Origin of the sequence: Devosia sp. Root685, from assembly GCF_001427875.1 — a bacterium.
Lineage (GTDB): Bacteria > Pseudomonadota > Alphaproteobacteria > Rhizobiales > Devosiaceae > Devosia.
On sequence record NZ_LMHK01000001.1, the window covers coordinates 395479 to 418617 of the forward strand.

27 protein-coding genes are annotated in these 23139 nt (G+C 60.8%); 9 read left to right on the forward strand and 18 right to left on the reverse strand.

What is annotated here, in order from left to right:
- Positions 1 to 126: 126 nt before the first annotated feature.
- Positions 127 to 1098, forward strand: coding sequence for a GNAT family N-acetyltransferase (locus tag ASD83_RS01860; RefSeq protein WP_056307406.1), 972 nt, complete (start codon positions 127 to 129; stop codon positions 1096 to 1098).
- Positions 1099 to 1131: 33 nt separating this feature from the next.
- Here ASD83_RS01860 and grxD read toward each other — a convergent pair whose 3' ends face one another.
- The 11 genes from grxD to purC form a co-directional block, all read right to left on the reverse strand.
- Positions 1132 to 1467, reverse strand: coding sequence for a Grx4 family monothiol glutaredoxin (gene grxD, locus ASD83_RS01865; RefSeq protein WP_056307408.1), 336 nt, complete (start codon positions 1465 to 1467; stop codon positions 1132 to 1134).
- 110 nt (positions 1468 to 1577) lie between these two features.
- Positions 1578 to 2216 (reverse strand): HAD family hydrolase, encoded by a 639-nt coding sequence (locus tag ASD83_RS01870; RefSeq protein ID WP_056307410.1) that lies wholly within the window; start codon positions 2214 to 2216, stop codon positions 1578 to 1580.
- On the reverse strand, positions 2213 to 2536 hold the full coding sequence (locus tag ASD83_RS01875; protein ID WP_244489080.1) for a DUF6665 family protein: 324 nt from the start codon (positions 2534 to 2536) through the stop codon (positions 2213 to 2215). The genes ASD83_RS01870 and ASD83_RS01875 overlap by 4 nt, the downstream gene beginning before the upstream one ends.
- A 5-nt stretch (positions 2537 to 2541) precedes the next feature.
- Positions 2542 to 2775 carry a BolA/IbaG family iron-sulfur metabolism protein gene (locus ASD83_RS01880; protein ID WP_056307412.1) on the reverse strand — a complete coding sequence of 78 codons (234 nt, stop codon included), beginning with the start codon at positions 2773 to 2775 and terminating at the stop codon, positions 2542 to 2544.
- An 87-nt stretch (positions 2776 to 2862) separates the two neighbouring features.
- Positions 2863 to 3456: a hypothetical protein gene (locus ASD83_RS01885; protein ID WP_056307415.1), complete on the reverse strand. Its 594-nt coding sequence runs from the start codon at positions 3454 to 3456 to the stop codon at positions 2863 to 2865.
- A gap of 80 nt (positions 3457 to 3536) precedes the next feature.
- On the reverse strand, positions 3537 to 5762 hold the full coding sequence (gene purL / locus ASD83_RS01890) for a phosphoribosylformylglycinamidine synthase subunit PurL (protein WP_056307417.1): 2226 nt from the start codon (positions 5760 to 5762) through the stop codon (positions 3537 to 3539).
- Entirely contained in the window at positions 5759 to 6370 is a 612-nt protein-coding gene (locus ASD83_RS01895; protein WP_056307419.1) for a DJ-1/PfpI family protein, read from the reverse strand. The genes purL and ASD83_RS01895 overlap by 4 nt, the downstream gene beginning before the upstream one ends.
- A 34-nt stretch (positions 6371 to 6404) precedes the next feature.
- Positions 6405 to 7073, reverse strand: a complete 669-nt coding sequence (purQ, locus tag ASD83_RS01900; RefSeq protein WP_056307421.1) for a phosphoribosylformylglycinamidine synthase subunit PurQ — start codon at positions 7071 to 7073, stop codon at positions 6405 to 6407.
- 241 nt (positions 7074 to 7314) lie between these two features.
- Entirely contained in the window at positions 7315 to 8382 is a 1068-nt protein-coding gene (locus ASD83_RS01905) for an acyltransferase family protein (protein WP_056307423.1), read from the reverse strand.
- A gap of 256 nt (positions 8383 to 8638) precedes the next feature.
- Entirely contained in the window at positions 8639 to 8881 is a 243-nt protein-coding gene (gene purS, locus ASD83_RS01910; RefSeq protein WP_056307425.1) for a phosphoribosylformylglycinamidine synthase subunit PurS, read from the reverse strand.
- 17 nt (positions 8882 to 8898) lie between these two features.
- Complete coding sequence (gene purC / locus ASD83_RS01915; RefSeq protein WP_056307427.1) at positions 8899 to 9663, reverse strand: phosphoribosylaminoimidazolesuccinocarboxamide synthase; 765 nt, start codon at positions 9661 to 9663, stop codon at positions 8899 to 8901.
- A gap of 228 nt (positions 9664 to 9891) precedes the next feature.
- Between purC and ASD83_RS01920 the strand changes: the two genes are divergently transcribed.
- Positions 9892 to 10215, forward strand: a complete 324-nt coding sequence (locus tag ASD83_RS01920; RefSeq protein ID WP_056307429.1) for a DUF1476 domain-containing protein — start codon at positions 9892 to 9894, stop codon at positions 10213 to 10215.
- A gap of 55 nt (positions 10216 to 10270) precedes the next feature.
- Here ASD83_RS01920 and ASD83_RS01925 read toward each other — a convergent pair whose 3' ends face one another.
- From ASD83_RS01925 to rpe, 5 genes are all read right to left on the reverse strand, one after another.
- Entirely contained in the window at positions 10271 to 10654 is a 384-nt protein-coding gene (locus ASD83_RS01925) for a DUF1344 domain-containing protein (protein WP_244489081.1), read from the reverse strand.
- A 158-nt stretch (positions 10655 to 10812) separates the two neighbouring features.
- A complete protein-coding gene (locus ASD83_RS01930) occupies positions 10813 to 11232 on the reverse strand; it encodes a GNAT family N-acetyltransferase (protein WP_056307432.1) in 420 nt (139 codons plus the stop codon).
- Complete coding sequence (locus ASD83_RS01935; protein WP_056307434.1) at positions 11229 to 11777, reverse strand: RBBP9/YdeN family alpha/beta hydrolase; 549 nt, start codon at positions 11775 to 11777, stop codon at positions 11229 to 11231. Before ASD83_RS01935 ends, ASD83_RS01930 begins: the two co-directional genes overlap by 4 nt.
- Positions 11774 to 13105 (reverse strand): adenylosuccinate lyase, encoded by a 1332-nt coding sequence (gene purB, locus ASD83_RS01940; RefSeq protein ID WP_056307436.1) that lies wholly within the window; start codon positions 13103 to 13105, stop codon positions 11774 to 11776. Before purB ends, ASD83_RS01935 begins: the two co-directional genes overlap by 4 nt.
- Before the next feature lie 30 nt (positions 13106 to 13135).
- On the reverse strand, positions 13136 to 13816 hold the full coding sequence (rpe, locus tag ASD83_RS01945; protein WP_056307438.1) for a ribulose-phosphate 3-epimerase: 681 nt from the start codon (positions 13814 to 13816) through the stop codon (positions 13136 to 13138).
- 215 nt (positions 13817 to 14031) lie between these two features.
- On the opposite strand from rpe, the gene dgt reads away from it, so the two are divergent.
- From dgt to ASD83_RS01960, 3 genes are all read left to right on the forward strand, one after another.
- Positions 14032 to 15375 carry a dGTP triphosphohydrolase gene (dgt, locus tag ASD83_RS01950; RefSeq protein WP_056307439.1) on the forward strand — a complete coding sequence of 448 codons (1344 nt, stop codon included), beginning with the start codon at positions 14032 to 14034 and terminating at the stop codon, positions 15373 to 15375.
- A gap of 504 nt (positions 15376 to 15879) precedes the next feature.
- A complete protein-coding gene (locus tag ASD83_RS01955; RefSeq protein ID WP_244489082.1) occupies positions 15880 to 16617 on the forward strand; it encodes a cytochrome c biogenesis CcdA family protein in 738 nt (245 codons plus the stop codon).
- Between the two features lie 118 nt (positions 16618 to 16735).
- Positions 16736 to 17992, forward strand: coding sequence for a GNAT family N-acetyltransferase (locus tag ASD83_RS01960; RefSeq protein WP_056307443.1), 1257 nt, complete (start codon positions 16736 to 16738; stop codon positions 17990 to 17992).
- On the opposite strand, the gene radC is transcribed toward ASD83_RS01960, so the two are convergent.
- Both radC and map read right to left on the reverse strand, forming a co-directional pair.
- On the reverse strand, positions 17984 to 18676 hold the full coding sequence (gene radC, locus ASD83_RS01965; protein WP_082561047.1) for a RadC family protein: 693 nt from the start codon (positions 18674 to 18676) through the stop codon (positions 17984 to 17986). The two genes, ASD83_RS01960 and radC, sit on opposite strands and share 9 nt — an antisense overlap.
- Before the next feature lie 35 nt (positions 18677 to 18711).
- Positions 18712 to 19542, reverse strand: coding sequence for a type I methionyl aminopeptidase (gene map / locus ASD83_RS01970; RefSeq protein WP_056307447.1), 831 nt, complete (start codon positions 19540 to 19542; stop codon positions 18712 to 18714).
- 122 nt (positions 19543 to 19664) lie between these two features.
- Here map and ASD83_RS01975 point away from each other — a divergent pair, with 122 nt between their 5' ends.
- From ASD83_RS01975 to ASD83_RS01990, 4 genes are all read left to right on the forward strand, one after another.
- Positions 19665 to 20435, forward strand: coding sequence for a competence/damage-inducible protein A (locus ASD83_RS01975; protein WP_056307449.1), 771 nt, complete (start codon positions 19665 to 19667; stop codon positions 20433 to 20435).
- Between the two features lie 71 nt (positions 20436 to 20506).
- Positions 20507 to 21013, forward strand: a complete 507-nt coding sequence (gene gpt, locus ASD83_RS01980) for a xanthine phosphoribosyltransferase (RefSeq protein WP_156385688.1) — start codon at positions 20507 to 20509, stop codon at positions 21011 to 21013.
- A 68-nt stretch (positions 21014 to 21081) separates the two neighbouring features.
- Positions 21082 to 22422: a phage minor head protein gene (locus tag ASD83_RS01985; RefSeq protein WP_056307452.1), complete on the forward strand. Its 1341-nt coding sequence runs from the start codon at positions 21082 to 21084 to the stop codon at positions 22420 to 22422.
- On the forward strand, positions 22419 to 23132 hold the full coding sequence (locus ASD83_RS01990) for a hypothetical protein (RefSeq protein ID WP_056307454.1): 714 nt from the start codon (positions 22419 to 22421) through the stop codon (positions 23130 to 23132). Before ASD83_RS01985 ends, ASD83_RS01990 begins: the two co-directional genes overlap by 4 nt.
- The last annotated feature ends 7 nt before the right edge of the window (positions 23133 to 23139 follow it).

Below are 23139 nucleotides of genomic sequence, written 5' to 3' on the forward strand. Positions count from 1 at the left end.
GAGCATCCGGACGATAGCCCCTTTTAGTACGCCCGGGCCGTCATCACGCAAAGTGATATTCTCGAATGGGCTCCATCAGTTCGAGTGATGGGTTGACGCTGGCGGCGGGGGATGGGAACAAATTGCATGAACCTTTTCGAACTTGATCCGAAAGACTACCAGCGCGTCAAAAACCTCGGGGCCGCAGCCGGCGAAATTCACCTGAGCGTTGCGGCAGTCATCGAAGGAGCTGCCGAGGGCGAGATTCACGTCGATGATGAGGAGCATCCAACTCTTTGCGTAGTCGAGGGGCCTGAAGGCACATATCTGCTCTCTGAGGGCGCGTTGTCGCCCGATGCCGCAGAGGCCTTGGCCGATCACCTCGATGACTGGGTGTATCTCCATGTCGCGGGCGGTGAGCCACCACAAACGGCTCTGCCGAATGCCTATATGCTCCGGCATTCAAGACTGGTGTTTTCGCTGCCGCTCGATGCGTCGCCGCCGCAGGCCCTGCCATCTGGCTACGCCGTGGTTCAGGAGGCAGACGATTTCGGCCATCGGATCTATTTCGGCGAACAGGAAGTCTCGCGCTGCCTGCCCGATGTCATTTCGGGAAGTCGGGCCGAAATCGGCGTCTGGACGCATGCCGATCATCGCCGTCGCGGGCTAGCCAGCCACGCCCTCGGTGCCACTCTTCGTGCTGCAGGCGCTGCCGGAATTGCCCATATGGGTTGGCACTGCCACGCATCCAATGCTGGATCGATCGCGCTTGCCAGGAGCATGGGCGCGGGAGACCCTAAATCGACCCTCGCCTACAGCGCATCGCTGCCGGCCGAAAACCAGGGCGATCTGACAGAGGGCGAGTGGCTCGACCTGGCCCAGCACTTCCTCGCCGGACGGGACGAGATCGGCTGGCTCGGATTTCACGCGGCCTGCGCGTTTGCGTGTGCGGGTGAAACGGACCTTGCGCTTGATGCTGTTGATCGCCTGGTTGACGACCGCTGGCACGGCAGTCCGTCGTGGTTGATCAACAACTGGGCTCTGGCTGGCCTTGTCACGCATCCGCGCATGCTTGCCGCCGTCGCTCGGCTCGAACGGCAAAAGGCCCCGCCGGTTTAGGGCGGGGCCTTCAAATTCTCGAAAAGCGAGCGATCAGGCGCTCTGCTTGACCTCGATGCCGGCCTGCTGGAGATGCGTCTGCAGCTCGCCCGACTGGAACATTTCGCGGGTGATATCGGCACCGCCGATGAACTCGCCCTTCACGTAGAGCTGCGGAATGGTCGGCCAGTTGGAATAGGCCTTGATGCCGTCGCGCAGTTCGGCGCTTTCGAGCACATTGGCGCTGTCGTATTCGATGCCGAGATAGCCGAGGATCTGGACGACCTGGCCAGAGAAGCCGCATTGCGGAAAATCAGGCGTGCCCTTCATGAAGAGGAACACGTCGTTGTTCTTCACCTTGTCGTCGATAAAGGCGTTGATATCGGTCATGGGGAGGAGCCTTTCAGTAAACCGGGGTCAAGGCCCGGGGGAACTCGCACATTAAATAGGACAGGACTGTGGCGCTGTCGAGATCAGCCATCGGCGTCTGACGATGTTTGTTACTGCGTGGCGTCAAGGCGTTCGGCGATCCAGGGGTGGGTCCGGAAATCTGTGATGTCGTTATAGAGCACCGTCTCCCAACCATAGGCGCGGCTACCCTCAACGACCGCGGGGGTGTCATCAAAGAAAAGTGGCATCTCGGTCAGTTTGCCCATCCGGGCCTCGGCAAAATCGAAGAAGGCCTTTTGCGGCTTCCTGACGCCGGCGCGCGCCGAGTAGAATATGTCCTCGAAAATCTCGTTGAGACCCAGCGTGAACCAGAGCCATTGCGCCCGCATATGGTCCTGATTGGTCGCGATAAAGAGACGAATATCGGCAGAAGCCTTCAACCGTCTGATGTCTTCGAGCAGTTCGGTGTTGAGCTGGCTGTCGTGGCTCAGCCAATAATGAGCAAAGGCCATGGAAGAGCCCTTGTAACCAAGGGAGGGAAGCCGCCGGTCGAGCGCATCAACCAGTGCGGTTTTTCCGATAACGACCTTCTTGATGAAGATGTCGTAGACGAATTCGTCCCGAAACCTGTCGGGATCGACGCCAAGATCCTGGAGCAGGTTTACGTCCCAGCGCTGCTGCAGCTCGGGCCTTGCGTGATAGCCGTGGACCAGCACGCCGTCGACATCGAAGATCACGGCACGCGTCATGCTTGTCGCGCCGGCTTGGCTCCGAGGCCCACGAGAACGTCGCCTGGAATGGCGAGTGCTTGTATGACGTCTGTGTGCCGGCGGAAGCCGACCAGTTCGCGCTGCACGAAATAGGACCACACGGCATCGCGCGCATCGTCGAGCGCGACCTCTCGATTGGACGCTGCTTCAGCCAGCGCCTGCAACGTGTTGATGACGCGGGCTTCTGCCGCGCCGAGCGAACTGGCTCGCTCGGCCGCGATTTCATGGTCGAGCGCGGTTGTGCCGGCCTCCGGCCGAACCATGCGGATGAGGTCGAGCGACTCGCGAAGGCCCGGCATTGCGCTTATTCGGGGACGCTGGTCTGGAGGGCCAGCGCGTGCAGCGCCCCGCCCATATCGCCCTGCAGGCTGTCATAGACCATCTTGTGCTGCTGCACGCGGGTCTTGCCCCGGAAACTCTCCGATTTTACGGCGGCCGCCCAGTGGTCGCCGTCGCCGGCAAGGTCGCGAATTTCGATTTCGGCATCGGGCAGGGCAGCCTTGATGCGGCGCTCGATCTCGTTGGCGTCCATTGGCATGTGCAGTCTCCCGTGCTCGTTTCTGCCGTTTCCGGCGCATGTCCTTGATATGGCACGCGAGTGCGGCAGCTTCAATATCGGGCGGTGCTATTGCGCGGGGGCTGGCTCCGTTTCGGCGGTGGCACCGATACAGCATTCCGCGTCGGAACGCGTGGCGAAATTCGCCACGATGAAATCGACGACCGGGCGAATCTCTTCGGCAACGGAGGTGGCGTAGATGCAGTCGAGCGCATAGCCGCGGCCCGAGGCGACCGTCTCGGTGTGCATCAGCGTGACCGGCACATTCATGGGCGAGCTTTCGCTCGTGCCTTCATAAAAGAGCGCGGTGGCGTCCTGATATTGCGTCGTGCCGCTCTGGCCAAGCGCGAAGCCCGGGAAGGTTTCGGCCCACGAAGCGGTCACTGCCGCCGCATCGATTTGCGAGAGAGCCGCCTCCGCGGTCCATTGCGTGTCTTCCACCGGCACGATGGAGAGATCGCATTGCAGCGGCGCGTTTGGATGGTTGATGACCAGTGGTTCGCCCGCGCCGCCGCTGGCGGTCATGACGTCTGGATAGATCAGGGTATAGGGCTGATCTGCGAAAATGGAGCGGGTGACGCTGACGCTCTGTCCAAGCGCTGCAACTGGCATGGCCGCTGCGCCCAATCCCACCACGATCGCCAGAATACGCTTCGATCTCATCAGACGCTCCAGAAAAACTACGCCGCCCTTTGGGATACCAAAGAGCGGCGATCATATGGCATTGCCCGGCTAAGGGCCAATCACGCCGACATATAGTTGGGGAACCAGCTTTCGTGGGCGGAGGTGAGCGCGGCCACCGAAACCGGCTTGGCTTTGCCCAGAACAAGGTCCGTGCCGCCGGTCGTGCCGATCCATGGTGCCTCGATACCAAGCGCCTTGGCCTCTTCCCATAGCGCCGCAATCTCTGCGCCCTGCGGATCGAGATTGAGGGTCACGAGATAGCGGCCCTGGTCCTCACCGAAATATTGCAGCAGGGGATCGTGGCCTTCGATATCGACCACAGTCGCGCCAAGGCCGCCCGAAATCGCCATTTCGGCCAAGGCAACGCCGAGGCCGCCATCCGAGAGATCGTGGCAAGCCGTAACCACGCCCGAACGGATCAGCTTGCGCACGAAGTCGCCGGTTTTGCGTTCGGCCGCAAGGTCCACATGCGGCGCGTCGCCATCGCGACGATCAAAGAGATCGCGGAGATAGATCGACTGGCCAAGGTGCGTACCGCGCAGCGCCTGACCACCGACGAGCAGGATCGGCTGGTTCGCGGCGGTGAAGCCAATCCGAACACTCTTCTGCCAATCGGGCAGCAGGCCAACGCCGCCAATGGTCGGGGTCGGCAGAATGCCGCGGCCATTGGTTTCGTTGTAGAGCGAGACATTGCCCGAGACGATCGGGAAGTCGAGCGCCCGGCACGCATCGCCAATGCCGCCCACGGCCTTCACCAGCTGCCCCATGATTTCGGGGCGTTCGGGATTGCCGAAATTGAGGTTATCGGTCGCCGCCAGTGGTTCGGCACCGGTAGCGGTCAGGTTACGCCAGCATTCAGCCACGGCCTGCTTGCCGCCCTCATAGGGATTGGCTTCGCAATAGCGCGGATTGACGTCCGAGGTAAACGCAAGGCCCTTCTTATCGTGGCCGAGCACGCGGATCACGCCTGCGTCGCCACCGGGGCGCTGGATGCTGTTACCCTGGATCAGCGTGTCATATTGCTCATAGACCCAGCGGCGCGACGAGCACTGATGCCCGCCAACAAGCTTGAGCAGCGCCTCGGCCACGTCCATCTGCGGCACGTCATCGGTAGCCAGCGCCGCCGGAATTTTGGGCTCGACCCAAGGGCGATCATATTCCGGAGCTTCGTCACCCAGATCCTTGATCGGCAGATTGGCGACTTCCTCGCCCTGCCAGAGCACGCGGAACCGCAGGTCGTCAGTAGTCTTGCCGACGGTGGCAAAATCGAGTTCCCACTTTTCGAAGACCGCACGGGCTTCCGGCTCTTTTTCCGGGTGCAGCACCATGAGCATGCGCTCCTGGCTTTCCGACAGCATCATTTCATAGGCCGTCATGTTCTCTTCGCGCACCGGCACCTTATCGAGATTCAGCTCGATGCCGAGGTCGCCCTTGGCGCCCATTTCGACAGCGGAGCAGGTGAGGCCCGCCGCGCCCATATCCTGAATGGCAATGACGGCGCCGGTCGCCATCAGCTCAAGGCAGGCTTCGAGCAGGCGCTTTTCGGTGAAGGGGTCGCCAACCTGCACGGTCGGACGCTTTTCCTCGATATCGTCGCCGAATTCGGCCGAGGCCATTGTGGCGCCACCAACGCCATCGCGGCCGGTCTTGGCGCCGAGATAGACGACAGGCAGGCCGACGCCTTCGGCCTTGGAATAGAAAATCTTGTCAGTGTCGGCGAGGCCCGCGGCGAACGCGTTGACGAGGTTATTGCCATTGTAGCGCGCGTCGAATTCGACTTCGCCGGCCACGGTCGGCACGCCGAAGGAATTGCCATAGCCGCCAACGCCGGCTACGACGCCGTGCACCAGATGCCGGGTCTTTTCGTGCTCGGGCGCGCCAAAACGCAGCGCGTTCATCGCCGCAACCGGACGCGCGCCCATGGTGAAAACGTCGCGCAGAATGCCGCCAACGCCTGTTGCCGCGCCCTGATAGGGCTCGATGAAGCTCGGGTGGTTGTGCGATTCCATCTTGAAGACGACCGCCTGGCCATCGCCGATATCGACAACGCCGGCATTTTCGCCCGGACCCTGGATGACGCGCGGGCCTGTCGTTGGCAGCGTGCGCAGCCACTTCTTCGAACTCTTGTACGAGCAGTGCTCGTTCCACATCGCTGAGAAAATGCCGAGCTCGGTATAGGTCGGCTCGCGACCGATCAGGTCGAGAATCTTCTGATATTCATCCGCCTTGAGCCCATGGTCGGCGACCAGCTGCGGGGTGATTTCGATGTCGTTACGAAGGGTCATCGGGTCGTTCCGTAGGGGGGCTCGGGGTAGTATTCCATGGCGCGCTGCGTTTCGTGCGCAAGGTCGTGACCGAAGAGGTGGCCGACGAACCACAGCGACATGTCAATGCCGGCGGAGACGCCGCCGCTGGTCACGACGCTGCCATGGCGCACATAGCGCTCATCGGCCGTGAAGTAGGCTTTGGGGGCCATGCTGCGCACCCAGTCCATGGCGGCGTGATTGGTCGTCGCGCGCTTGCCGTCGAGAAAGCCGGTCTGCCCCAAGAGGGCCGCGCCGGTGCAGACCGACGCCTGCCATTTGGCCGCCGCGAGGTAGTCGCGCAGCGTGTTGATGAAAGCGTCATCCATGATGACGGTGCGCGTGCCCTGGCCGCCGGGCACGATTACCAGATCGGCGCGCGGAGCATCGGAAAAATCATAGTCTGCCTCGATGCGCAGGCCCTTGGCGCAGCGCAAGGCCTTTTCGGGCCAGGCGAGCGTGAAGGCATTCAGCGGCGCGTCGAGCTTGGCGGCCATGGTGAAAACTTCCCATGGGCCAACAAAGTCTAGTTCCTCGACACCGGGGAAGACGACGATGCCGATATTGAGCGGGTTGTTCGCGTCAACCATGGTTCACTCCTGCCTCATAGTGAGGCCGCGCGGTTCAGGCTGCCTTGTCGAGAAGGGCGGCAAACAGCGCCCGTCCATCCACGCCGCCATGGGCGCTCTCGATGAGGTTTTCAGGGTGTGGCATCAGGCCGAGCACGTTCTTTTCCGCGTTCAGAATCCCGGCGATATTATTGATCGAGCCATTGGGATTGGTGCTCTCGGCATAGCGGAACGCGACGCGGCCATCGCCTTCGAGCGCAGCCAGCGTTTCGGCATCGGCGAAATAATTGCCGTCGTGATGCGCGACCGGGCAGCGGATGATCTGGCCCTTGGCATAGCCGGAAGTGAAGACGTTATCAGTATTGGTGACTTCGAGCTTCACTTCGCGGCAGACGAATTTCAGCGAGGTATTGCGCATCAAGGCGCCGGGCAAGAGGCCCGCTTCGATCAGAATCTGGAAGCCATTGCAGACGCCCAAGACCTTGGTGCCCCTGGCGGCGCGTTCGCGCACCTTGTCCATCATGGGCGAGCGGGCGGCGATGGCGCCGCAGCGCAGATAGTCGCCGTAGGAGAAACCGCCGGGGATGACGATCAGGTCGACATCGGGAATGTCGGCATCCTGGTGCCAAACCACGGCAGGCGCCACGCCCCCGATCTTGGTCAGCGCCGCGATCATGTCGCGGTCGCGATTGAGTCCGGGAAACACGATGACGGCGGCCTTCATCGGGCGATCCTTGCTGTGTCTGAACTGATGCGAGGCCCTTGTGATCAGTCTTGCTCGAAAAGGCAAGGGGGCAGGGCGCTTCCCCATGATTTTGTGACAGCCTAGTCACCATCGAGGACCACCGTCCGTCGCTTTCTCCACCCACGATGTCATTCCCGCGGAAGCGGGAATCCCCGTTCAGATGCTGGAAACAGAGATCCCCGCTTTCGCGGGGATGACGTCGTGCATGTGGATGGGAGTACTATTCGGCTGGAGCGGCCACGGGTCTCGCCGCTTGGGACCCCGGCAGATGTGCCCAGGCGGGCCGTTCGAACAGGAACTTGCCGAAGCCGACCTTCTCCGTGATCCACCACAGCACCAGCGGCGAGCCAATCGCCACGACCATGATGATCAGGCTCACAAGGTTGGGCTCCTCGATGCCAAGGGCCAGCAGCAGTGTGCGGGCAATGCCCATAGGCAGCACGAAGGCGACATAGACAACGAGCGACTTGCCGCCCATCCAGCGCAGCCAGTTCATCCAGGGCAGCCGCACCAGAAGGGCCGAGGCAATGCAGATCGCCACGGCGCCGGCCAAAGCCGCAAGAAGGTGCACGCCGGGCAGGGCGCCCCAACCCATCTGGATGTGTACAGGATCGAGCCGGAAGCCCGGCGAAAAGACAAGAACGGCATTGACCACGGCCCATACCGCCAGCACGCCAAGCGCCGCGCCGACATTGCCAGCCGACCAATCCGCAATCCGGAAGATCTGCGGCGCGAAGACGTAACCAGCGTAGAAATAGACGAAATAGGCGCAGAACTGATCGATGAGATAGCTCCCGGTATGAACCGCCGCCATCTGCAACACCGCGCCAACCAGCAGCGCCGCCCAATGCGGCACCTTGAACTGGTGCAGAACCTTGCTGATGAGCCCAAAAATGCCGAGCATGTAGATGAACCACAGCACGCCATAGGGTTCCACCACGGCCCAGGCGAGATAACTCAGTGCGCCAACGGGATCGCGGCCAACCAGCGCCACCTTGAAGACGATGTGGATCACCGCCCAGAGCGCGTAGAAATAGAAGTAATGCAGCACACGCCGGTCGGCATAGGCGCGCCATGGACGATCGATCACCTGGCTCAGGAAAAGTCCCGAAATCAGAAAGAACTCGGGCATGCGGAAGGGCATGGCGAACGCGATCGTCCAGTGCAGGAAACCGGTCTGCCCGGTATCCTCGCCCACGCTCGATGCGCAATACATGATAACGACCAGAAAAATGGACAGGCCCTTGGCCATGTCCACCCAATCGAGTCTTTGCTTGCCCACAATCATTGTCGCGCTCCCATGCGATTTGGACGCACGATAGCAAAAGCCTGACACCAGCCCGTTAAGGTCTGCGATCAGCTTCTAGACAATTGCAGGCTTGGTAAGAAATGCCCTAAGGGCGCTTACACCGGCACCGACGCATAGGCTGCGAACAGCAGGCCGAGCGAGGCGAAAAACATTACGGAGAGAGCAATCTGGGTCTTACGCATATGCATACGGTCCTGCGCCATGTTGGCGCGTAAGCAGTTATCGCAATTAAGCGTTAATTAGAGATTTCGATCTGGTAGTTTTCGATCACAGTGTTCGCCAGCAGCTTTTCGCACATGCCGGTCAGCTGTGTCCGGGCGGCTTCAACATCGGTGCCGTCGAGAACCAGATCAAAAACCTTGCCCTGGCGGACGCCTTTGACGCCGCCAAAGCCGAGGGAAGCCAGCGAGCCTTCGATGGCCTGGCCCTGAGGATCGAGAACGCCAGCCTTGAGCGTGACGGTAACGCGCGCTTTCATGGTGTCTTCCCGAATTTTTACTGAACGAGACGCGGACCGGTGGTCAGCGCATTGTCGTTTTCAACGAGGATGCCGAGGCGCTGGGCCACTTCGCGATAGCTTTCGACGAGACCGCCGAGGTTTTCGCGGAAGCGATCCTTGTCCATCTTGTTGCGGGTCTTGATGTCCCACAGGCGGCAATTGTCGGGGCTGATTTCGTCAGCCAGCACGATGCGCATCAGGTCGCCCTCATAGAGACGGCCGCATTCGATCTTGAAGTCGATCAGCTGAATGCCGACGCCCATGAACAGTCCGGTCAGGAAGTCATTGACGCGGATGGCAAGGCTCATGATGTCGTCGAGCTCGGCCGGGGTAGCCCAGCCAAAGGCCGTAATGTGCTCTTCCGAAACCATCGGGTCCTTGAGCGCATCGTCCTTGTAGTAGAATTCGATGATCGAGCGGGGCAGTTGCGTGCCCGCTTCGAGTCCAAGGCGCTTGCAGAGCGAGCCGGCGGCATAATTGCGCACGACCACTTCGAGCGGGATGATCTCGACTTCCTTGATCAACTGCTCGCGCATGTTGATACGGCGAAGGAAGTGAGTCGGGATGCCCATGGTGTTGAGCTTGGTGAACACGAATTCGGAGATTCGGTTGTTCAGCACGCCCTTGCCGTCGATGATTTCAAGGCGAGCGCCGTCGCCGGCCGTGGTGTCATCCTTGAAATACTGGACCAGAGTACCGGGTTCAGGACCCTCGAAAAGGATCTTGCCCTTGCCCTCATAGATTTTACGTCGACGATTCATGGGGGTTCCGCTGCCGTGAAAAAGTGCACCGTTTAGGCGCGCTTCATGCGCCAGAATGGCACGGAATAGCAAGCTCTTTCGTGTCGGCCCCATTGGCGCCGCACCTGATTGTGGTAACCGCCACACAAGGTCGCATGTCAGCCGCTTGCCGTTGATTTGCGTGGCTCAACCGCCTATGTCGGTGGAGAACGGCCGGGCGACCGGCAGGCAAGCCAAATGGGAGAGACCATGAGCGGGTTCGACGATCGTCAGAAGGGCCAGGAAGCCAAGTTTGCTTTCGATTCTGAGAAGAAATTCAAGGCCGAAGCACGGCGCAACAAGCTGCTCGGCATCTGGGCGGCCGAACTGATGAGCCTTTCGGGCGACGACGCCAAGGCCTATGCGGCCGAAGTGGTTGCTGCCGATTTCGAGGAAGCGGGCGACGAGGACGTGTTCCGCAAGGTGTCAGGCGATCTCAAGGCCAAGGGCATTTCCGTCGGCGAAGACGTGATTCGCCAGAAGATGGCGACTTTGGTTGCCGTCGCCAATGAGCAGATCGCCTCCGAAGGCTGATCTGACTGCGCGTGGAAATTGAAAGGGAGCCGGCTTTGCCGGCTCCCTTTTTTATTTATCCGATAGTGACGTTGCTCGCCTGATAGGCGCTCCCGTTCATCTTCCAGTGCACGGTTACCTTCTCACCGGCCTTGAGGCCTGGGTCCTTGAAAGTGGCTGGCAGCTGGTAAATCTTCCCGTCCGCCAGGGTCAGGGTATGTCCCTTGAGGTCGAACGCTTTGACCGTGCCCGAAATGGACTGGTCGGCCTGCGAGGTTACCGCGGGTTTTGGCGCGGGGGCTGCAGTCGTGGCCGCAAAAGCGGCGCCAGGTGCAGCGGCAACAAGAGCGATGAGAAGGGGAGCGACGAACTTACGCATGATTTTCTCCATGCGAACGTTGGGCGAAATGCCCAGATAGCTGGTTTTCCGGAGACGTCGCGTCGCGAATGTTTTCGTCATTCGCCGGCGTTTCCAAACCAACGAGGACTGGTTTAGGTCCGCGCCAATGCCTTCTCAAGTTAAGAAGATTTAATTCGGATAGGCGTTTTTCGGTCTTTCTTTCAGTGAGTTAGGCAAAATGTGGGCCGATTTCCGGCGCCCCTGCCAAAGTCGCGCCACTATGGCCTGATGATGCGTTTTGCCATGCCGATCGAGGCCGGCATGACGGGCTCGAAGCCATATTTGGCATAAAGGTGCCGCGCATCGCCGTCGGCGATAAGGCTGACATATGCGCCATCAGGAGCCTCGCCGTTCAGCTTGTCCATCAATGCCGCCATGATCCGCTTGCCGAGGCCCTTGCCCTGATGCGCCGGCTCCACGGCAATATCGACGATCTGAAACGCCGTGCCGCCGTCGCCGATGATTCTGCCCATGCCGATGGCGCGGCCATCGAACATCAGGGTGACGCCGAACCAGCTATTTGGCAGGCCAATGCTGGCGCCTTCGCGGGTTTTGGGGCTGAGACCGGCCACAACGCGCAGGCGGAGATAGTCATCGACGGCCGGTATTTCGGCCACAAGGCGATAGGCGTCGGTCATAGTCGCTGCATCAGGCGCGTGAACATAAGCAGGCCTTCGGGCCAGGGGCCGTGGCCCGATTGAACATTGATATGTCCCGCCTCGCCGGCCTGATGAAAATCCGAACCCCAGCAATTGGCGAATTCCACTGCGCGTTCGAGGCTCACATAGGGATCGTTGCTTGAAGCCACGACCATGGATGGGAAAGGCAGGGGATCGCGCGGAATCGGCCGGAAGACATGCGTCGCCTCGGGCGCTGCCGGGCTCAATTCGACGTCGGTCGGCGCGACGAGAAATGCGCCGCGAACATTGTCCGGGAGCCGGGGCGCGGCATGCACCACGGCCGATACGGAGGTCGAATGCGCCACAAGAACGACTGGCCGTACCGTCAAGCGGCAGGCCTGGTTGATTGTCTCAACCCAGTCGTCCGCATCGGGCTCCCACCATTCCGCCTGCTCGAGAATCGCGGCGGTCGCCATCTTCTCGGCCCAGCGCATTTGCCAGTGGCCCGCCTTCGAGCCGCCGAGACCGGGAAGAATCAGAATATCGGCTTCGGCTATTCTCATGCCCCGAAAACCCGGGCAAAGATCGTGTTGACGTGCTTGAGGTGGTAAGCGTCGTCGAACATGTCGTCGATCTGCGCATCGCTCAGCGTCACATCCGCATCGGCCTTGAGGTTTTGCGCAAAAAGACCAGTCCGATCGCCCCGGTGTTCCCAGACCTTCATCGCATTGCGCTGCACTGCCGCATAGGAATCCTCGCGGCTATAGCCCGCTTGCGTCAGCGCCAGCAGCACGCGCTGCGAATTGTGCAGCCCGCCAAGCAGGTCGAGATTTCGACGCATGTTTTCGGGATAAACGACCAGCTTGTCGATGACATTGGTCAGGCGTGCCAGGGCAAAGTCGAGCGTTACCGTCGCGTCCGGCCCGATCATGCGCTCGACCGAGGAGTGCGAAATATCGCGCTCATGCCAGAGCGCCACGTTTTCGAGCGCCGGAACAACCATGCCGCGCACGAGGCGGGCAAGGCCGGTGAGATTTTCCGTAAGCACCGGGTTACGCTTGTGCGGCATGGCCGACGAGCCCTTCTGGCCCGGCGAGAAGTATTCCTCGGCCTCCAGAACTTCGGTGCGCTGCAGGTGGCGGATTTCCACGGCCACGCGCTCGATCGACGAAGCGATCACGCCCAGCGTCGCAAAGAACATGGCGTGGCGATCGCGCGGGATCACCTGTGTCGAGACGGGCTCGATCGAAAGCCCGAGCTTTTCGGCGACATATTCTTCGACCTGCGGGTCGATATTGGCAAAGGTGCCGATCGCGCCCGAGATCGCGCAGGTGGCGATTTCATCGCGTGCCGCGACGAGACGCGCGCGGTTGCGGCTGAATTCGGCATAGGCTTCAGCCAGCTTCACGCCAAAAGTCGTCGGCTCGGCATGGATGCCGTGGCTGCGGCCGATGGTGATGGTATTCTTGTGCTCAAGCGCGCGGCGCTTCAAAGCGGCCAGCAGCGCGTCGATATCGGAGAGCAGGATATCGGCGGCCCGCTTCATCTGCACCGAAAGCGTGGTGTCCAGAATATCCGACGAGGTCATGCCCTGGTGCACGAACCGCGCATCGGGCCCGACGATTTCCGACAGGTGCGTCAGGAAGGCAATGACGTCGTGCTTGGTGGTGCGCTCGATCTCGTCGATGCGCTCGACGTCAAAGCCATAGTCACCCTTTTCCGCCTTGCGGGCGTTCATCACGTCCCAAATCTTGTCAGCGCTTTCCTTGGGCACGACGCCCAGTTCGGCCAGTTTGCTCGTCGCGTGCGCTTCGATTTCGAACCAGATGGCAAAGCGGGTCTCGGCCGACCAGTTGGCAACCATTTCGGGACGGGAATAGCGCGGAATCATGGGCTTAGCCTCGGCAGTTCAAAAGTGGAGTCAGGCGACACGACCGGTGGCCGCATCACGAATGGCCGCAATGCGGCTGGCATAGGTTTTGGGATCATTGCCGCCATAGACGGCAGAACCAGCAACGAGCACGTTGGCCCCGGCATCGACAATGGCGCGGGCGTTCTCGGCGCTCACGCCGCCATCGACCTCAAGATCGATATCGCGCCCGCCGATCAGCGCTTTGGCTTGGCGGATCTTGCTGATCGCTTCAGGAATAAAGCTCTGCCCGCCAAAGCCGGGATTGACACTCATGATCAGCACGAGGTCGACATCGCCGATCACATGCTGGATTGCCGAAACCGGCGTTGCCGGATTAAGCGCCACGCCGGCTTTCTTGCCCAGGCCCCGAATGGCCTGCAGCGAACGGTGAAGATGTGGCCCGGCCTCAGCGTGGACGGTAATGATATCCGCGCCACCTTTGGCGAAATCCGCCAGATAGGCATCGGTCGGCGAGATCATCAGATGGCAGTCGAAAACCTTGTCCGTTATCCCACGGATCGACTTCATGATCGGTGCGCCAAAGCTGATATTGGGCACGAAATGGCCGTCCATCACGTCGATATGGATATAATCAGCGCCGCCGGCGACAATGGCTGCCACCTCGTCTCCAAGCCGCGAGAAATCGGCGGAGAGGATCGAAGGGGCGATGCGAAGAGGACGGGCCGACATCAGGAGGCACCTCAGCGACAGAGCGTTTTCAGGCAATCGGTCTGGCTATAGGGCGGCAGGCGCGCTTGGGCAAGAGAACTCTGGCTAGCCTTTGGTGGCAGTGCCGGTTCCGGGCCTTTGCGAGCCCATAGCTGTTGAAAAGGCGGAGCTTCGGCAGGACTCCGGCGCCGTTGGCGGTTCATATCCATACTTGCCTGCCCGCGTGAGGACCGATCATGGAATGGAACCGCCTGATTTCCGAGGAACGCCTTGGCGACAAGACGCCTGCATCCGGGGTCAGCCGGTCGATTTTTGTGCAGGATCACGACCGCATCATCTTTTCCGCGCCTTTCCGTCGCCTCGCCAACAAGACCCAGGTTCAGCCGCTCTACGAGCATGATCATGTCCATCACCGCCTGATCCACTCGATAGAGGTGAGCAGCGTCGGCCGGTCGCTCGCCATGCGCATCGGGCACTGGCTGGCCGAACAGCACCTCATCAAGCCCGGCGAAGAGCACAACCTCGCCAATATCGTGCAGGCCGCGAGCGTTGCTCACGACATCGGCAATCCGCCCTTCGGCCATTCCGGCGAAGACGCCATGGGCGCCTGGTTCGCCGAGCAGTTTGCCGCGGGCAGGGGGCTTGCCGGTGATGTCGAAACGGAGCTGCAATCGGAATTCACCGCCTTTGAAGGCAATGCCCAGGGTTTCCGCATCCTCGCCCGCCTCGAAATGCGCCGCAATGACGGCGGCATGCGCCTGTCCAAGGCGACGCTCGGCGCCTTCATGAAATATCCCGTGACGGCCAAGACCCGCGCCGCAGTCAAGGCGAGCGGCGATGCCGGCTATGTCGGCCTCAAGAAGTTCGGCGTGTTCAGCAGTGAGTTTTCGCTCTTCGAGGACGTCGCAACCTCGCTCGGCCTTCCCCAGGAAAATGTCGGCCCCGAAAAGTGGTGGCGCCGCCATCCGCTGGTGTTCGTCGTCGAGGCCGCAGACGACATCTGCTACAATATCGTCGACATCGAAGATGCCTTCACCACCGGCGAGCTATCCTACAAGGAGGTCGTCGAAATTCTGGTAGCGGCCGCCAAACCGCGTGACGCGAGCGCCGGAGACAGAAGCCAGGCCGAGCATGTTGCTATGCTGCGGGCCATGGCCATCGGCAAGGCCATCGATAGCTGCGTCGAGGCCTTTCAGATCCACCACGAGGCGATATTGGCGGGCACCTTCTCCGGCGCGCTGACTGAAGTTTGTGAAATGGCGCCGATCTTTGACAACATGCGCAAACTCTCCTCGGACCATATCTTCACCGCCCGGCGCAAAACCGAACTCGAAATCTCGGGCCGCCGGATCATCAACAACGTCATGTCCGGCATTCTGCCAGTCTTTGAGGACCTCGCCGCAGTGGGTTGGAACGCCGATCGTCTCGGTTCGCGGTCGCAGCAACTGGTGCGCGCCCTTGATCTCGACCTGCGCAATCTATCCACCCCAGCAGAGGCCCTCCACTCCCTGGCCGACTACACATCGGGCATGACCGATCGCTACGCCCTGCGCATCTCGAAAATGCTGTCGGGGCACTGAAGCCGTCTCGATCTCAGGCGCCCGGGTCTTATTTTCGACGCGCGGTCACTGTGCCGCTGCGAACACCGGGGGAGGCGCGCGGTCGGCCGCGCTTCTGTCCGGCAAAGCCAGGGACTGAAAGCCCAACTTTTCCCCTTGCCATTGGGCGACTTCCCGCCGGCAATGCGAGCATCCAAGAACTGTGCCCACCGGTAGAGTATCTGTCGTAATCGAATTGATATGGCCGCAATGCGGGCAATTGATCGTCAAAACGGAAAATGAGCTCACGACGCCACCTTCGGTTGCGTGGCGGCAGCTTGATCCTCTTGGGGGCGCTTGACTGTCGTCGCTGAAGCCACGTTAGGGGCAGCGACTGTTGAACCCTATTCCTCGAGATATAGTGTGTCATCCACAATCTGAAAATCGATGCGAACCGGTCCGCTCACTTCCCTGCGATGCGACCGGAAGGCTCATTGCTTTATGCCGCTGCCGCGCTACACAGGGCGCCAAGTAAGGAGCGTCGCCTTGGAATTTTCTCTGCCTCTGGTGATCGGTGCGGGTATTTTGAGCTTTCTCAGCCCCTGCGTCCTGCCGCTTGTGCCGCCCTATCTCACCTATATGAGCGGGGCCAGTTACGACCAGTTGCGGGCCGATGCCGATACCGGCGCGGGCAAGCTGACCTTCAAGGTCGCGATCACCTCGCTCTTCTTCATTCTCGGCTTTTCGGTCGTCTTCATTGCCCTCGGCGCCACTGCGACCGCCTTCGGCCAGGTTTTCCGCCAGCTCCTGCCGATCATGACCCCGGTTGCCGGCGTCATCATCATTGCCATGGGCCTCCATTTCCTCGGGGTCTACCGCATCGGTTTTCTTGACCGGCAGATGCGGCACAATGGTCCCGGCGTCGCTTCCGGCCCGCTCGGCGGTTTCCTTCTCGGCCTTGCCTTCGCCATCGGCTGGACGCCGTGCATCGGCCCGGTGCTCGCTGCCATTCTTTCGGTTGCCGCCAGCCGCGAAACCGCGTGGGAAGGCGCCTCGTTGCTCGGGCTCTATTCGCTCGGCCTCGGCATTCCGTTTTTCCTCGCCGGCATCGCCATCGGCCCGTTCTTGACCTTCTTCCAGTCCTTCAAGCGCCACCTGCACACGGTGGAAAAGGTCATGGGCGGTCTGCTGGTGGTCACCGGCATCCTGTTCCTCACCGGCAACTTCACCCGTATTTCCTTCTGGTTCCTCGAAACCTTTCCAGTCCTCGCGAACTTCGGCTGAAACAGGGTTTCATTAACCGTCGAAAACTTTCCGCAGGTATGAGAACAATTTCTGCGTGATCTTCAGGCCCGATTTACTCCATTAGGCCAAGACTGGTGGAGTCATTTGGACGGGGAAGATGGACACGGCCAACGTGGGAAACCAGCCATTGTTGCGCGCGCTCGCCGAAAACGGTGAAGCAGCCGGTCTTCCGGCCGGCGTTTTTGTGCGTCCGGGCACCGTCATGACGGCTCGCCGCACCCATGATATTGGTGAGGTTGAAGCGGTCTGGCGTGCGCTCACTGCCGAGCGCATCGAATCCCCCGGCCAGAGCTTTGATTTCATCCGCCTTTGGATCGCCGATCGCGGCATTGCGCCCAAGGATCAGTGCTTCGTCATCGGCGAGGTCGATGGCGAGCCGGTGGCGCTCTTGCCGCTACACCGCCGCCGGCATTTCGGCGTCACCGTCTACACGTGGTTCCCGCGCTCGCAGGTCGGCTGCTACGCGCCGATTTCCGACTATAACAAGCTGGCATTGCTCGGCCCCGAAGGCCGCGTGCAGCTCTGGCAGACCATGATCGCCCAACTCGACGATGCCGACGCAGTCTATCTGCGGTCCATCCCCGGGGAGATCACCGGGTTCGGCGGCCTTTTCGATGAACTGGGCAACCCGCTCGCGGTGGACACGCTTTACCGCTCCGAATTCTCCTCCTGGGAAGACTGCGACAAGCTCCAGCGCAGCCGTAGCCGCCGCAAGCATGATCGCCAGCAGGGCGACCGCCTCGCGGCGCTTGGTGAAACCGGTTTCGAACTGGTTACCGAACCCGTGGCCGGTAAAGCCGCGATCGACGTCATGTTCCACCAGCGCTCCGCCCGTTTTCGGGCACAGGGCATTCGCGACACGTTCGTTTGCGATAATCTCGTCGCGTTCTACCACAAGGCCATGCAGCCCGGTTCCGGCCTCGACATCCGGCTCCACGTCCTGCGGCTCAACGGCGATATCGTCGCCGTGCGCTACAATGTGGTCCATGGCGAGCGCATGTTCTGCCTCATCTCCTCGATGAGCGATGATCCAGCCATTCAGGCGGGCTCACCGGGCAAGCAATGCCTGCTGCGCGTCATGCAGACGGTGTTTGATTCGGGCTTTGCCATGTTCGACATGGGCTCGGGCTTTACCGACGAAAAGCGCCACTGGTGCAATGTGCAGACCCCGCTCCGTCAGCATTATATCGGCCTCACCATGAAGGGGCGGCTTTCGGTTGGCGTCCACCAGCAATTCCAGAAGCTGCGTGCCCAGGCCAAGGCCAGCCCGAAGGTGAAGTCGGCGCTGCGCCACTTCCGCCAGTTCACCGACAAGCTTTTCGGCCGCAACCAGCAGCAGCAACCGTCAGAATAGCTTCAGCCCCCGCATCGAGGCGTGCCCGGCGCGCCCGATGATAATGTGGTCGTGGAGCGTAATCCCCATCTGCTTGGCAATCTCGGCGATTTCCCGCGTCATCCGTACGTCGGCCGCCGATGGCGAGGGATCGCCGGAGGGATGGTTATGCACGAGGATCAGCGCCGAGGCCGACAGCTCCAGCGTCCGCCGGATCACTTCGCGCGGATAGACCGGCGTATGATCCACCGTCCCCACCTGCTGCACCTCGTCGGCAATCAGCCTGTTTTTCTTGTCGAGAAAGAGAATGCGAAATTGCTCGACGCTTTCATAAGCCATGGCGCTGCGGCAATAGTCGATCAGCTCGGACCATGATGAGAGGATCGGCTTTTCGATATCGATCTGATCGCGCCCATAGCGCTGCGCCACGGCCTGCACGACCTTGAGGTGTGTAATCGAGGTTTCGCCAAGGCCCTTGACCTCGGCGAGCCGGGCAGGGGACGCCCCCAGCACTTCGGAAACCGACCCGAAGCGCCCGAGGAGGTCCTTGGCCAATGCCTTTGTGTCGCGCTGCGGCAGGATCATGTGGAGCAGCAATTCAAGCAGTTCGTAGTCGGCCAGCGCATCGCCGCCCACAGTATTGAACCGGTCGCGCGCCCGCTCGCGATGCCCCAGATAATGCGGCTTTATAGGCGCTTCCGCCATGCCATTGGGTCTGCTCTCGGGCTTGTCGCTCAAGACTACTTCCGCGTTGCGAGTGGATTGAAGAGACCGCCCGGCGAAAGCGTAAACACCTCGTTCCCGGTTTCGGTAATGCCGATGGAATGTTCGCACTGCGACGATAGCGTCCGATCGCGTGTAACCGCCGTCCAGCCATCCGCCAAAATCTTCACATGCGGCTTGCCGAGATTGATCATCGGCTCGATGGTAAAAATCATGCCCGGCTTGATCGGAACCCCCGTACCCGGCGTACCAAAGTGCAAAATATTCGGCTCGTCATGAAACAGCCGCCCGACGCCGTGCCCGACGAAATCGCGCACCACGCTCATGCGTTCGCCTTCCGCCACGGCCTGGATAGCCGCGCCGATATCGCCCGTCGTATTGCCCGGCTTGGCCGCAGCAAGTCCCGCTTCGAGCCCGGCATAGGTAACTTCGATCAGCCGCTCGGCCTTTCGCGAGATTTCGCCCACCGGATACATGCGGCTCGAATCGCCATACCAGCCATCGACGATCAGCGTCAGGTCGACATTAACGATATCGCCCTCGCGCAGCCCGCGCTCATCGGGAATGCCATGGCACACCACGTGGTTGATCGAGGTGCAGACCGAATGCCGATAGCCCTTGTAAAACAGCGTCGCCGGCACCGCGCCATTGTCACGGGCAAATTCATAGGCGATCTGGTCGAGCTTTGCTGTCGGCACGCCCGGCTCGACATATTCGGTCAGAATATCGAGCGCCTGCGCCGTCAGCGCCCCGGCCTTGCGCATGCCCGCAAAGCCTTCCTCGCCATGCAGCGGGATAACTCCGGGGGTACGGCGAGATTTGGCGGATGCGTCGACGTAGGTAACCATCAAGGACTCCAAGGGATCGCATCAAACCTAGTCAGTTGCTCGCCCGATTGAAAGAGCTTCGCCAGCTTGACGGCAGACAATGCCGGGGGCATTCCTCTTCGTTCATAGAACCGGAAAAATCCATGTCGACCCAAACTCGTGTGACAGCCGGCCTTTTGGTGATCGGCGATGAAATCCTGTCCGGCCGGACCAAGGACGTGAATATCGGCGCCGTCGCCGATTTTTGCACCGATCTCGGCATCGACCTGACCGAAGTGCGCGTCGTCAGCGACGTTGAGGAGTCGATCGTCGAAGCCGTCAACGCCCTGCGCCAGCGCTACACCTATGTCTTCACCACCGGCGGCATCGGCCCGACGCATGATGACATCACTGCCGACGCTATCGCCAAGGCATTTGGCGTCGCCCTGCCGATCAACGCCCAGGCCCGCGCCATGCTCGAGGCGCGCTGGAAGGAAACCGGCACCGAGGTCAACGAAGCGCGCCTGCGCATGGCGCGCATTCCCGAGGGCGCCGACCTCATCGTCAATTCCGTCAGCGCTGCGCCCGGTTTCCGCATCGGCAATGTGCATGTCATGGCCGGCGTCCCCGTCATCATGCGCGCCATGCTCGAAGCCCTGACTCCCACGCTCAAGGGCAGCAAGAAGGTGCTCTCCGTCACGGTCAAAGCCGCCGTCGGCGAAGGCACGCTCGGCGGTCCGCTCGGCGCGCTGCAAAACGAATACCCCGACGTGAAAATGGGCTCCTATCCACAGATGGGCCACGGCCGGATCATGACCGAACTGGTTCTGCGCTCCTCCGACGAAGCCTTATTGGCCGAAGCTGGGGAAAAGGTCCGCGCCATGGTCGCCGCGGCCCATGCAAAGGCGGGAATCGCGCCTCCCGACGGGGAATGATTGGCGTCGGGCTCGTCCTTTGATAAGGACGGTGCCTCACAAAGAATTCGGCGCCCGCCGCCCCTCCGGAGATCAATGCGTTGAGCAATCCCAACCAGAAGTCGTTTCCCGTCACCTGGGACCAGTTTCACCGCGATAGCCGCGCGCTCGCCTGGCGCCTCGCCGGCATGGGCACTTTCGACGCCGTCGTCGCCATCGCCCGCGGTGGCCTCGTCCCTGCGGCCATTGTCGCCCGCGAACTCAATATCCGCACGGTCGAAACCGTCGCGGTAAAAAGTTACGATCACCAGAGCCAGAGCGGCATCAAGGTTCTCAAAGAGATCAGCCAGCCCGTCCTCGACCTCGCGAAAAATGGCGGCAAGGTGCTTATTGTCGATGATCTCGTCGACACCGGCGCCACCGCCCGCGTCGTCCGCGAAATGCTCCCCGGCGCCCATTTCGCCACCGTCTACGCCAAGCCCAAGGGCCGCGAACTGGTCGACACGTTTATCACCGAAGTCAGCCAGGACACATGGATTTTCTTCCCCTGGGACCTCGACGTAGCCTACGTCGCCCCGATCTCCGGCGGCACCGACTGATCTATCCCGCTTATCCCCGCCCCAAGCGGCCATGAGACCCTGCCTCCGCATCAAAGCGGGGGCAGGATATGGCTGGACTTTCGAAGAAACTCGAAGAGAAGCGAGCTGAGCTCGCCAGACTGATCGAGCGCAAGGCGTTCGACGCTTATGTCAGGCATGGCGCCGTGCCCGACGATCTCCATAGGCTCGCCGAGACCGCAGCCGACAGCCATAAATTCCTCGACCTCTACGCCGGGCTCTCCATCAAGGCTCTCCCGAACGGTCGTCCAACCACTCATTACACCTGGCGCACGGCCGCCGACGATCGCGTCCGCCACGCACACGCTGCCCTCGAAGGGCAGGTCTTCGCCTGGACCAACGCTCCATCACAAGGCCATCCCGGCTCCGCACCCAACTGCCGTTGCTGGGCCGAGCCCTACTATGGCAATCCGGCACTGCCGGATGCATTTCTGACATTGCAGTCCGAGCGGCGAGTGTCGAGCAATCCAACCGAACTCTGGGCCAGCATCGACACGCTGAGCAGGCCGGACGGGAGTGTGGCGGCTTCTCACATCCGGATGACGGACGGAACATCAGTACAGTCGACGTTTTCAGGAACTAACACCTCGCAGGTGGTTAGCTTGCCTGATGGTGGCTTCTATCAATTAGACAGTGCTGGCGCCTCAAGGCAGATTGCCGTGGGGCAGAACGGTCAAGCCGCGATCAAAGTCGCCTGGCTCCGCCAAAGCCTTGTTCCGCGCCTGATTGCCCCGCCTCCTGCCGGAACGATCATACTACCGGACTACGACCCGAACGTTCAGTGGGACGTGCTCGTTACACCGGCCGCCTTGGTTCTGCGTGGTGCGGCTGTTCTCTACAACCTGGCAGTCGCGGCGCCCAAACCCCTGGGTTTGGGCGAGGACGATCTGCCGGTCCTCGCCTTCAAGGTTTGGAGCGGTAAAAACCGGGGCGACACAAGTACGTTCGCTCTGGAAACGCTTACTGCGGAGCAGGTGGCACAAACCTGCAAGTCTCTGCTGGATGTTCAGACGTGGACCACTCAGGCGGCCGCTATTTTGTTGCCGCAGCGGCCTACAATGTCAGCTTCCGCCTGGGGAACCGCCGTGCACTTCAGTGTTCATGGCCAAGTGGAGGCGCATAAGGAGATGTTCCCAGAGAAGTACGCAAACGTTTTCTCGGAACTGACAGTACTGGATGGACGCGATGGCCGAGATGACGATGGCCCGTACTATGGACAAAGCGGCAGTAGCCGGTTGGATGTTGTTGAAAAGGTCAGCTCAAATTTGTTCTGTGTGATAGATGTAAAGACGGGACGATCCGGACTGACGACAAGTCGCATACGTGAAATTCTATCGAAATTGCCCAAGGATGTGCAGGTTTTTATCTTGGAGGTGAGGCCCTTCTTATGACGACAATTGCTCAGGTTAAGTCATTCTCGCAACCTTTCCTCTCGCGCAACCCAGACTTCGCCATGGTTGGGCGCAAACTGATCCGCTTACCCATCGGCCACGTCATCACGGGCTTCAACCTGCAGCGAACCTCGCTTGTCACTCATATACGCACCACCTGGTTTTCCGGGCCGATGTTCACTCCCCCCTTCTGTAGTGCCGGCATGGGGAGCGAAAACGGTATCATGTCGGGGGACATCGATGATCCGCTCTATCCCTCCAAGTTTCTGTCCGAACTCGAGCGCACGAACAGCGACCTTCTCGACAAGATAGGCACCATTCAAGGGATACTCGATCACCCCCACGAGCCATTTTATACTTTCGGTATCAGACCGGAAGCTGAGGCGGTGTTGTTGACTGGTCTTGGTCGTTTCTCCCAGGCACGCGCCTCACTGGAGGAGCTTTTCGCGTCCGAGCGCAGGGCGTCCGACGCCCATCGCAGGGAGATAGAGCAGATGCAAAGGGATGGCAGGAAAGTTTGGGTGTGGGCAAACGTCGCGGGAGGCTGGCATGAGAAGCGAGTAGCGCATTTGAAAGAACTTCTGGCCGTTCTCACCCATGGAGCGCCGGGACCAATTTCCGCCCTCCTGCATCAGTGGGAAGCCATCAAGGCTAAAGAACTGAAGCTCGAAAAATTATGGACGCCGACTCCATTTGCCTTCGAAAATTAGGTGGAGC

Excerpts from the sequence above, each read along its gene's own strand:
- ASD83_RS01860 (WP_056307406.1), top strand. The coding sequence starts at position 127 with ATGAACCTTTTCGAACTTGATCCGAAAGACTACCAGCGCGTCAAAAAC.
- grxD (WP_056307408.1), bottom strand. The coding sequence starts at position 1,467 with ATGACCGATATCAACGCCTTTATCGACGACAAGGTGAAGAACAACGAC.
- ASD83_RS01870 (WP_056307410.1), bottom strand. The coding sequence starts at position 2,216 with ATGACGCGTGCCGTGATCTTCGATGTCGACGGCGTGCTGGTCCACGGC.
- ASD83_RS01875 (WP_244489080.1), bottom strand. The coding sequence starts at position 2,536 with ATGCCGGGCCTTCGCGAGTCGCTCGACCTCATCCGCATGGTTCGGCCG.
- ASD83_RS01880 (WP_056307412.1), bottom strand. The coding sequence starts at position 2,775 with ATGCCAATGGACGCCAACGAGATCGAGCGCCGCATCAAGGCTGCCCTG.
- ASD83_RS01885 (WP_056307415.1), bottom strand. The coding sequence starts at position 3,456 with ATGAGATCGAAGCGTATTCTGGCGATCGTGGTGGGATTGGGCGCAGCG.
- purL (WP_056307417.1), bottom strand. The coding sequence starts at position 5,762 with ATGACCCTTCGTAACGACATCGAAATCACCCCGCAGCTGGTCGCCGAC.
- ASD83_RS01895 (WP_056307419.1), bottom strand. The coding sequence starts at position 6,370 with ATGGTTGACGCGAACAACCCGCTCAATATCGGCATCGTCGTCTTCCCC.
- purQ (WP_056307421.1), bottom strand. The coding sequence starts at position 7,073 with ATGAAGGCCGCCGTCATCGTGTTTCCCGGACTCAATCGCGACCGCGAC.
- ASD83_RS01905 (WP_056307423.1), bottom strand. The coding sequence starts at position 8,382 with ATGATTGTGGGCAAGCAAAGACTCGATTGGGTGGACATGGCCAAGGGC.
- purS (WP_056307425.1), bottom strand. The coding sequence starts at position 8,881 with ATGAAAGCGCGCGTTACCGTCACGCTCAAGGCTGGCGTTCTCGATCCT.
- purC (WP_056307427.1), bottom strand. The coding sequence starts at position 9,663 with ATGAATCGTCGACGTAAAATCTATGAGGGCAAGGGCAAGATCCTTTTC.
- ASD83_RS01920 (WP_056307429.1), top strand. The coding sequence starts at position 9,892 with ATGAGCGGGTTCGACGATCGTCAGAAGGGCCAGGAAGCCAAGTTTGCT.
- ASD83_RS01925 (WP_244489081.1), bottom strand. The coding sequence starts at position 10,654 with ATGACGAAAACATTCGCGACGCGACGTCTCCGGAAAACCAGCTATCTG.
- ASD83_RS01930 (WP_056307432.1), bottom strand. The coding sequence starts at position 11,232 with ATGACCGACGCCTATCGCCTTGTGGCCGAAATACCGGCCGTCGATGAC.
- ASD83_RS01935 (WP_056307434.1), bottom strand. The coding sequence starts at position 11,777 with ATGAGAATAGCCGAAGCCGATATTCTGATTCTTCCCGGTCTCGGCGGC.
- purB (WP_056307436.1), bottom strand. The coding sequence starts at position 13,105 with ATGATTCCGCGCTATTCCCGTCCCGAAATGGTTGCCAACTGGTCGGCC.
- rpe (WP_056307438.1), bottom strand. The coding sequence starts at position 13,816 with ATGTCGGCCCGTCCTCTTCGCATCGCCCCTTCGATCCTCTCCGCCGAT.
- dgt (WP_056307439.1), top strand. The coding sequence starts at position 14,032 with ATGGAATGGAACCGCCTGATTTCCGAGGAACGCCTTGGCGACAAGACG.
- ASD83_RS01960 (WP_056307443.1), top strand. The coding sequence starts at position 16,736 with ATGGACACGGCCAACGTGGGAAACCAGCCATTGTTGCGCGCGCTCGCC.
- radC (WP_082561047.1), bottom strand. The coding sequence starts at position 18,676 with ATGGCGGAAGCGCCTATAAAGCCGCATTATCTGGGGCATCGCGAGCGG.
- map (WP_056307447.1), bottom strand. The coding sequence starts at position 19,542 with ATGGTTACCTACGTCGACGCATCCGCCAAATCTCGCCGTACCCCCGGA.
- ASD83_RS01975 (WP_056307449.1), top strand. The coding sequence starts at position 19,665 with ATGTCGACCCAAACTCGTGTGACAGCCGGCCTTTTGGTGATCGGCGAT.
- ASD83_RS01985 (WP_056307452.1), top strand. The coding sequence starts at position 21,082 with ATGGCTGGACTTTCGAAGAAACTCGAAGAGAAGCGAGCTGAGCTCGCC.
- ASD83_RS01990 (WP_056307454.1), top strand. The coding sequence starts at position 22,419 with ATGACGACAATTGCTCAGGTTAAGTCATTCTCGCAACCTTTCCTCTCG.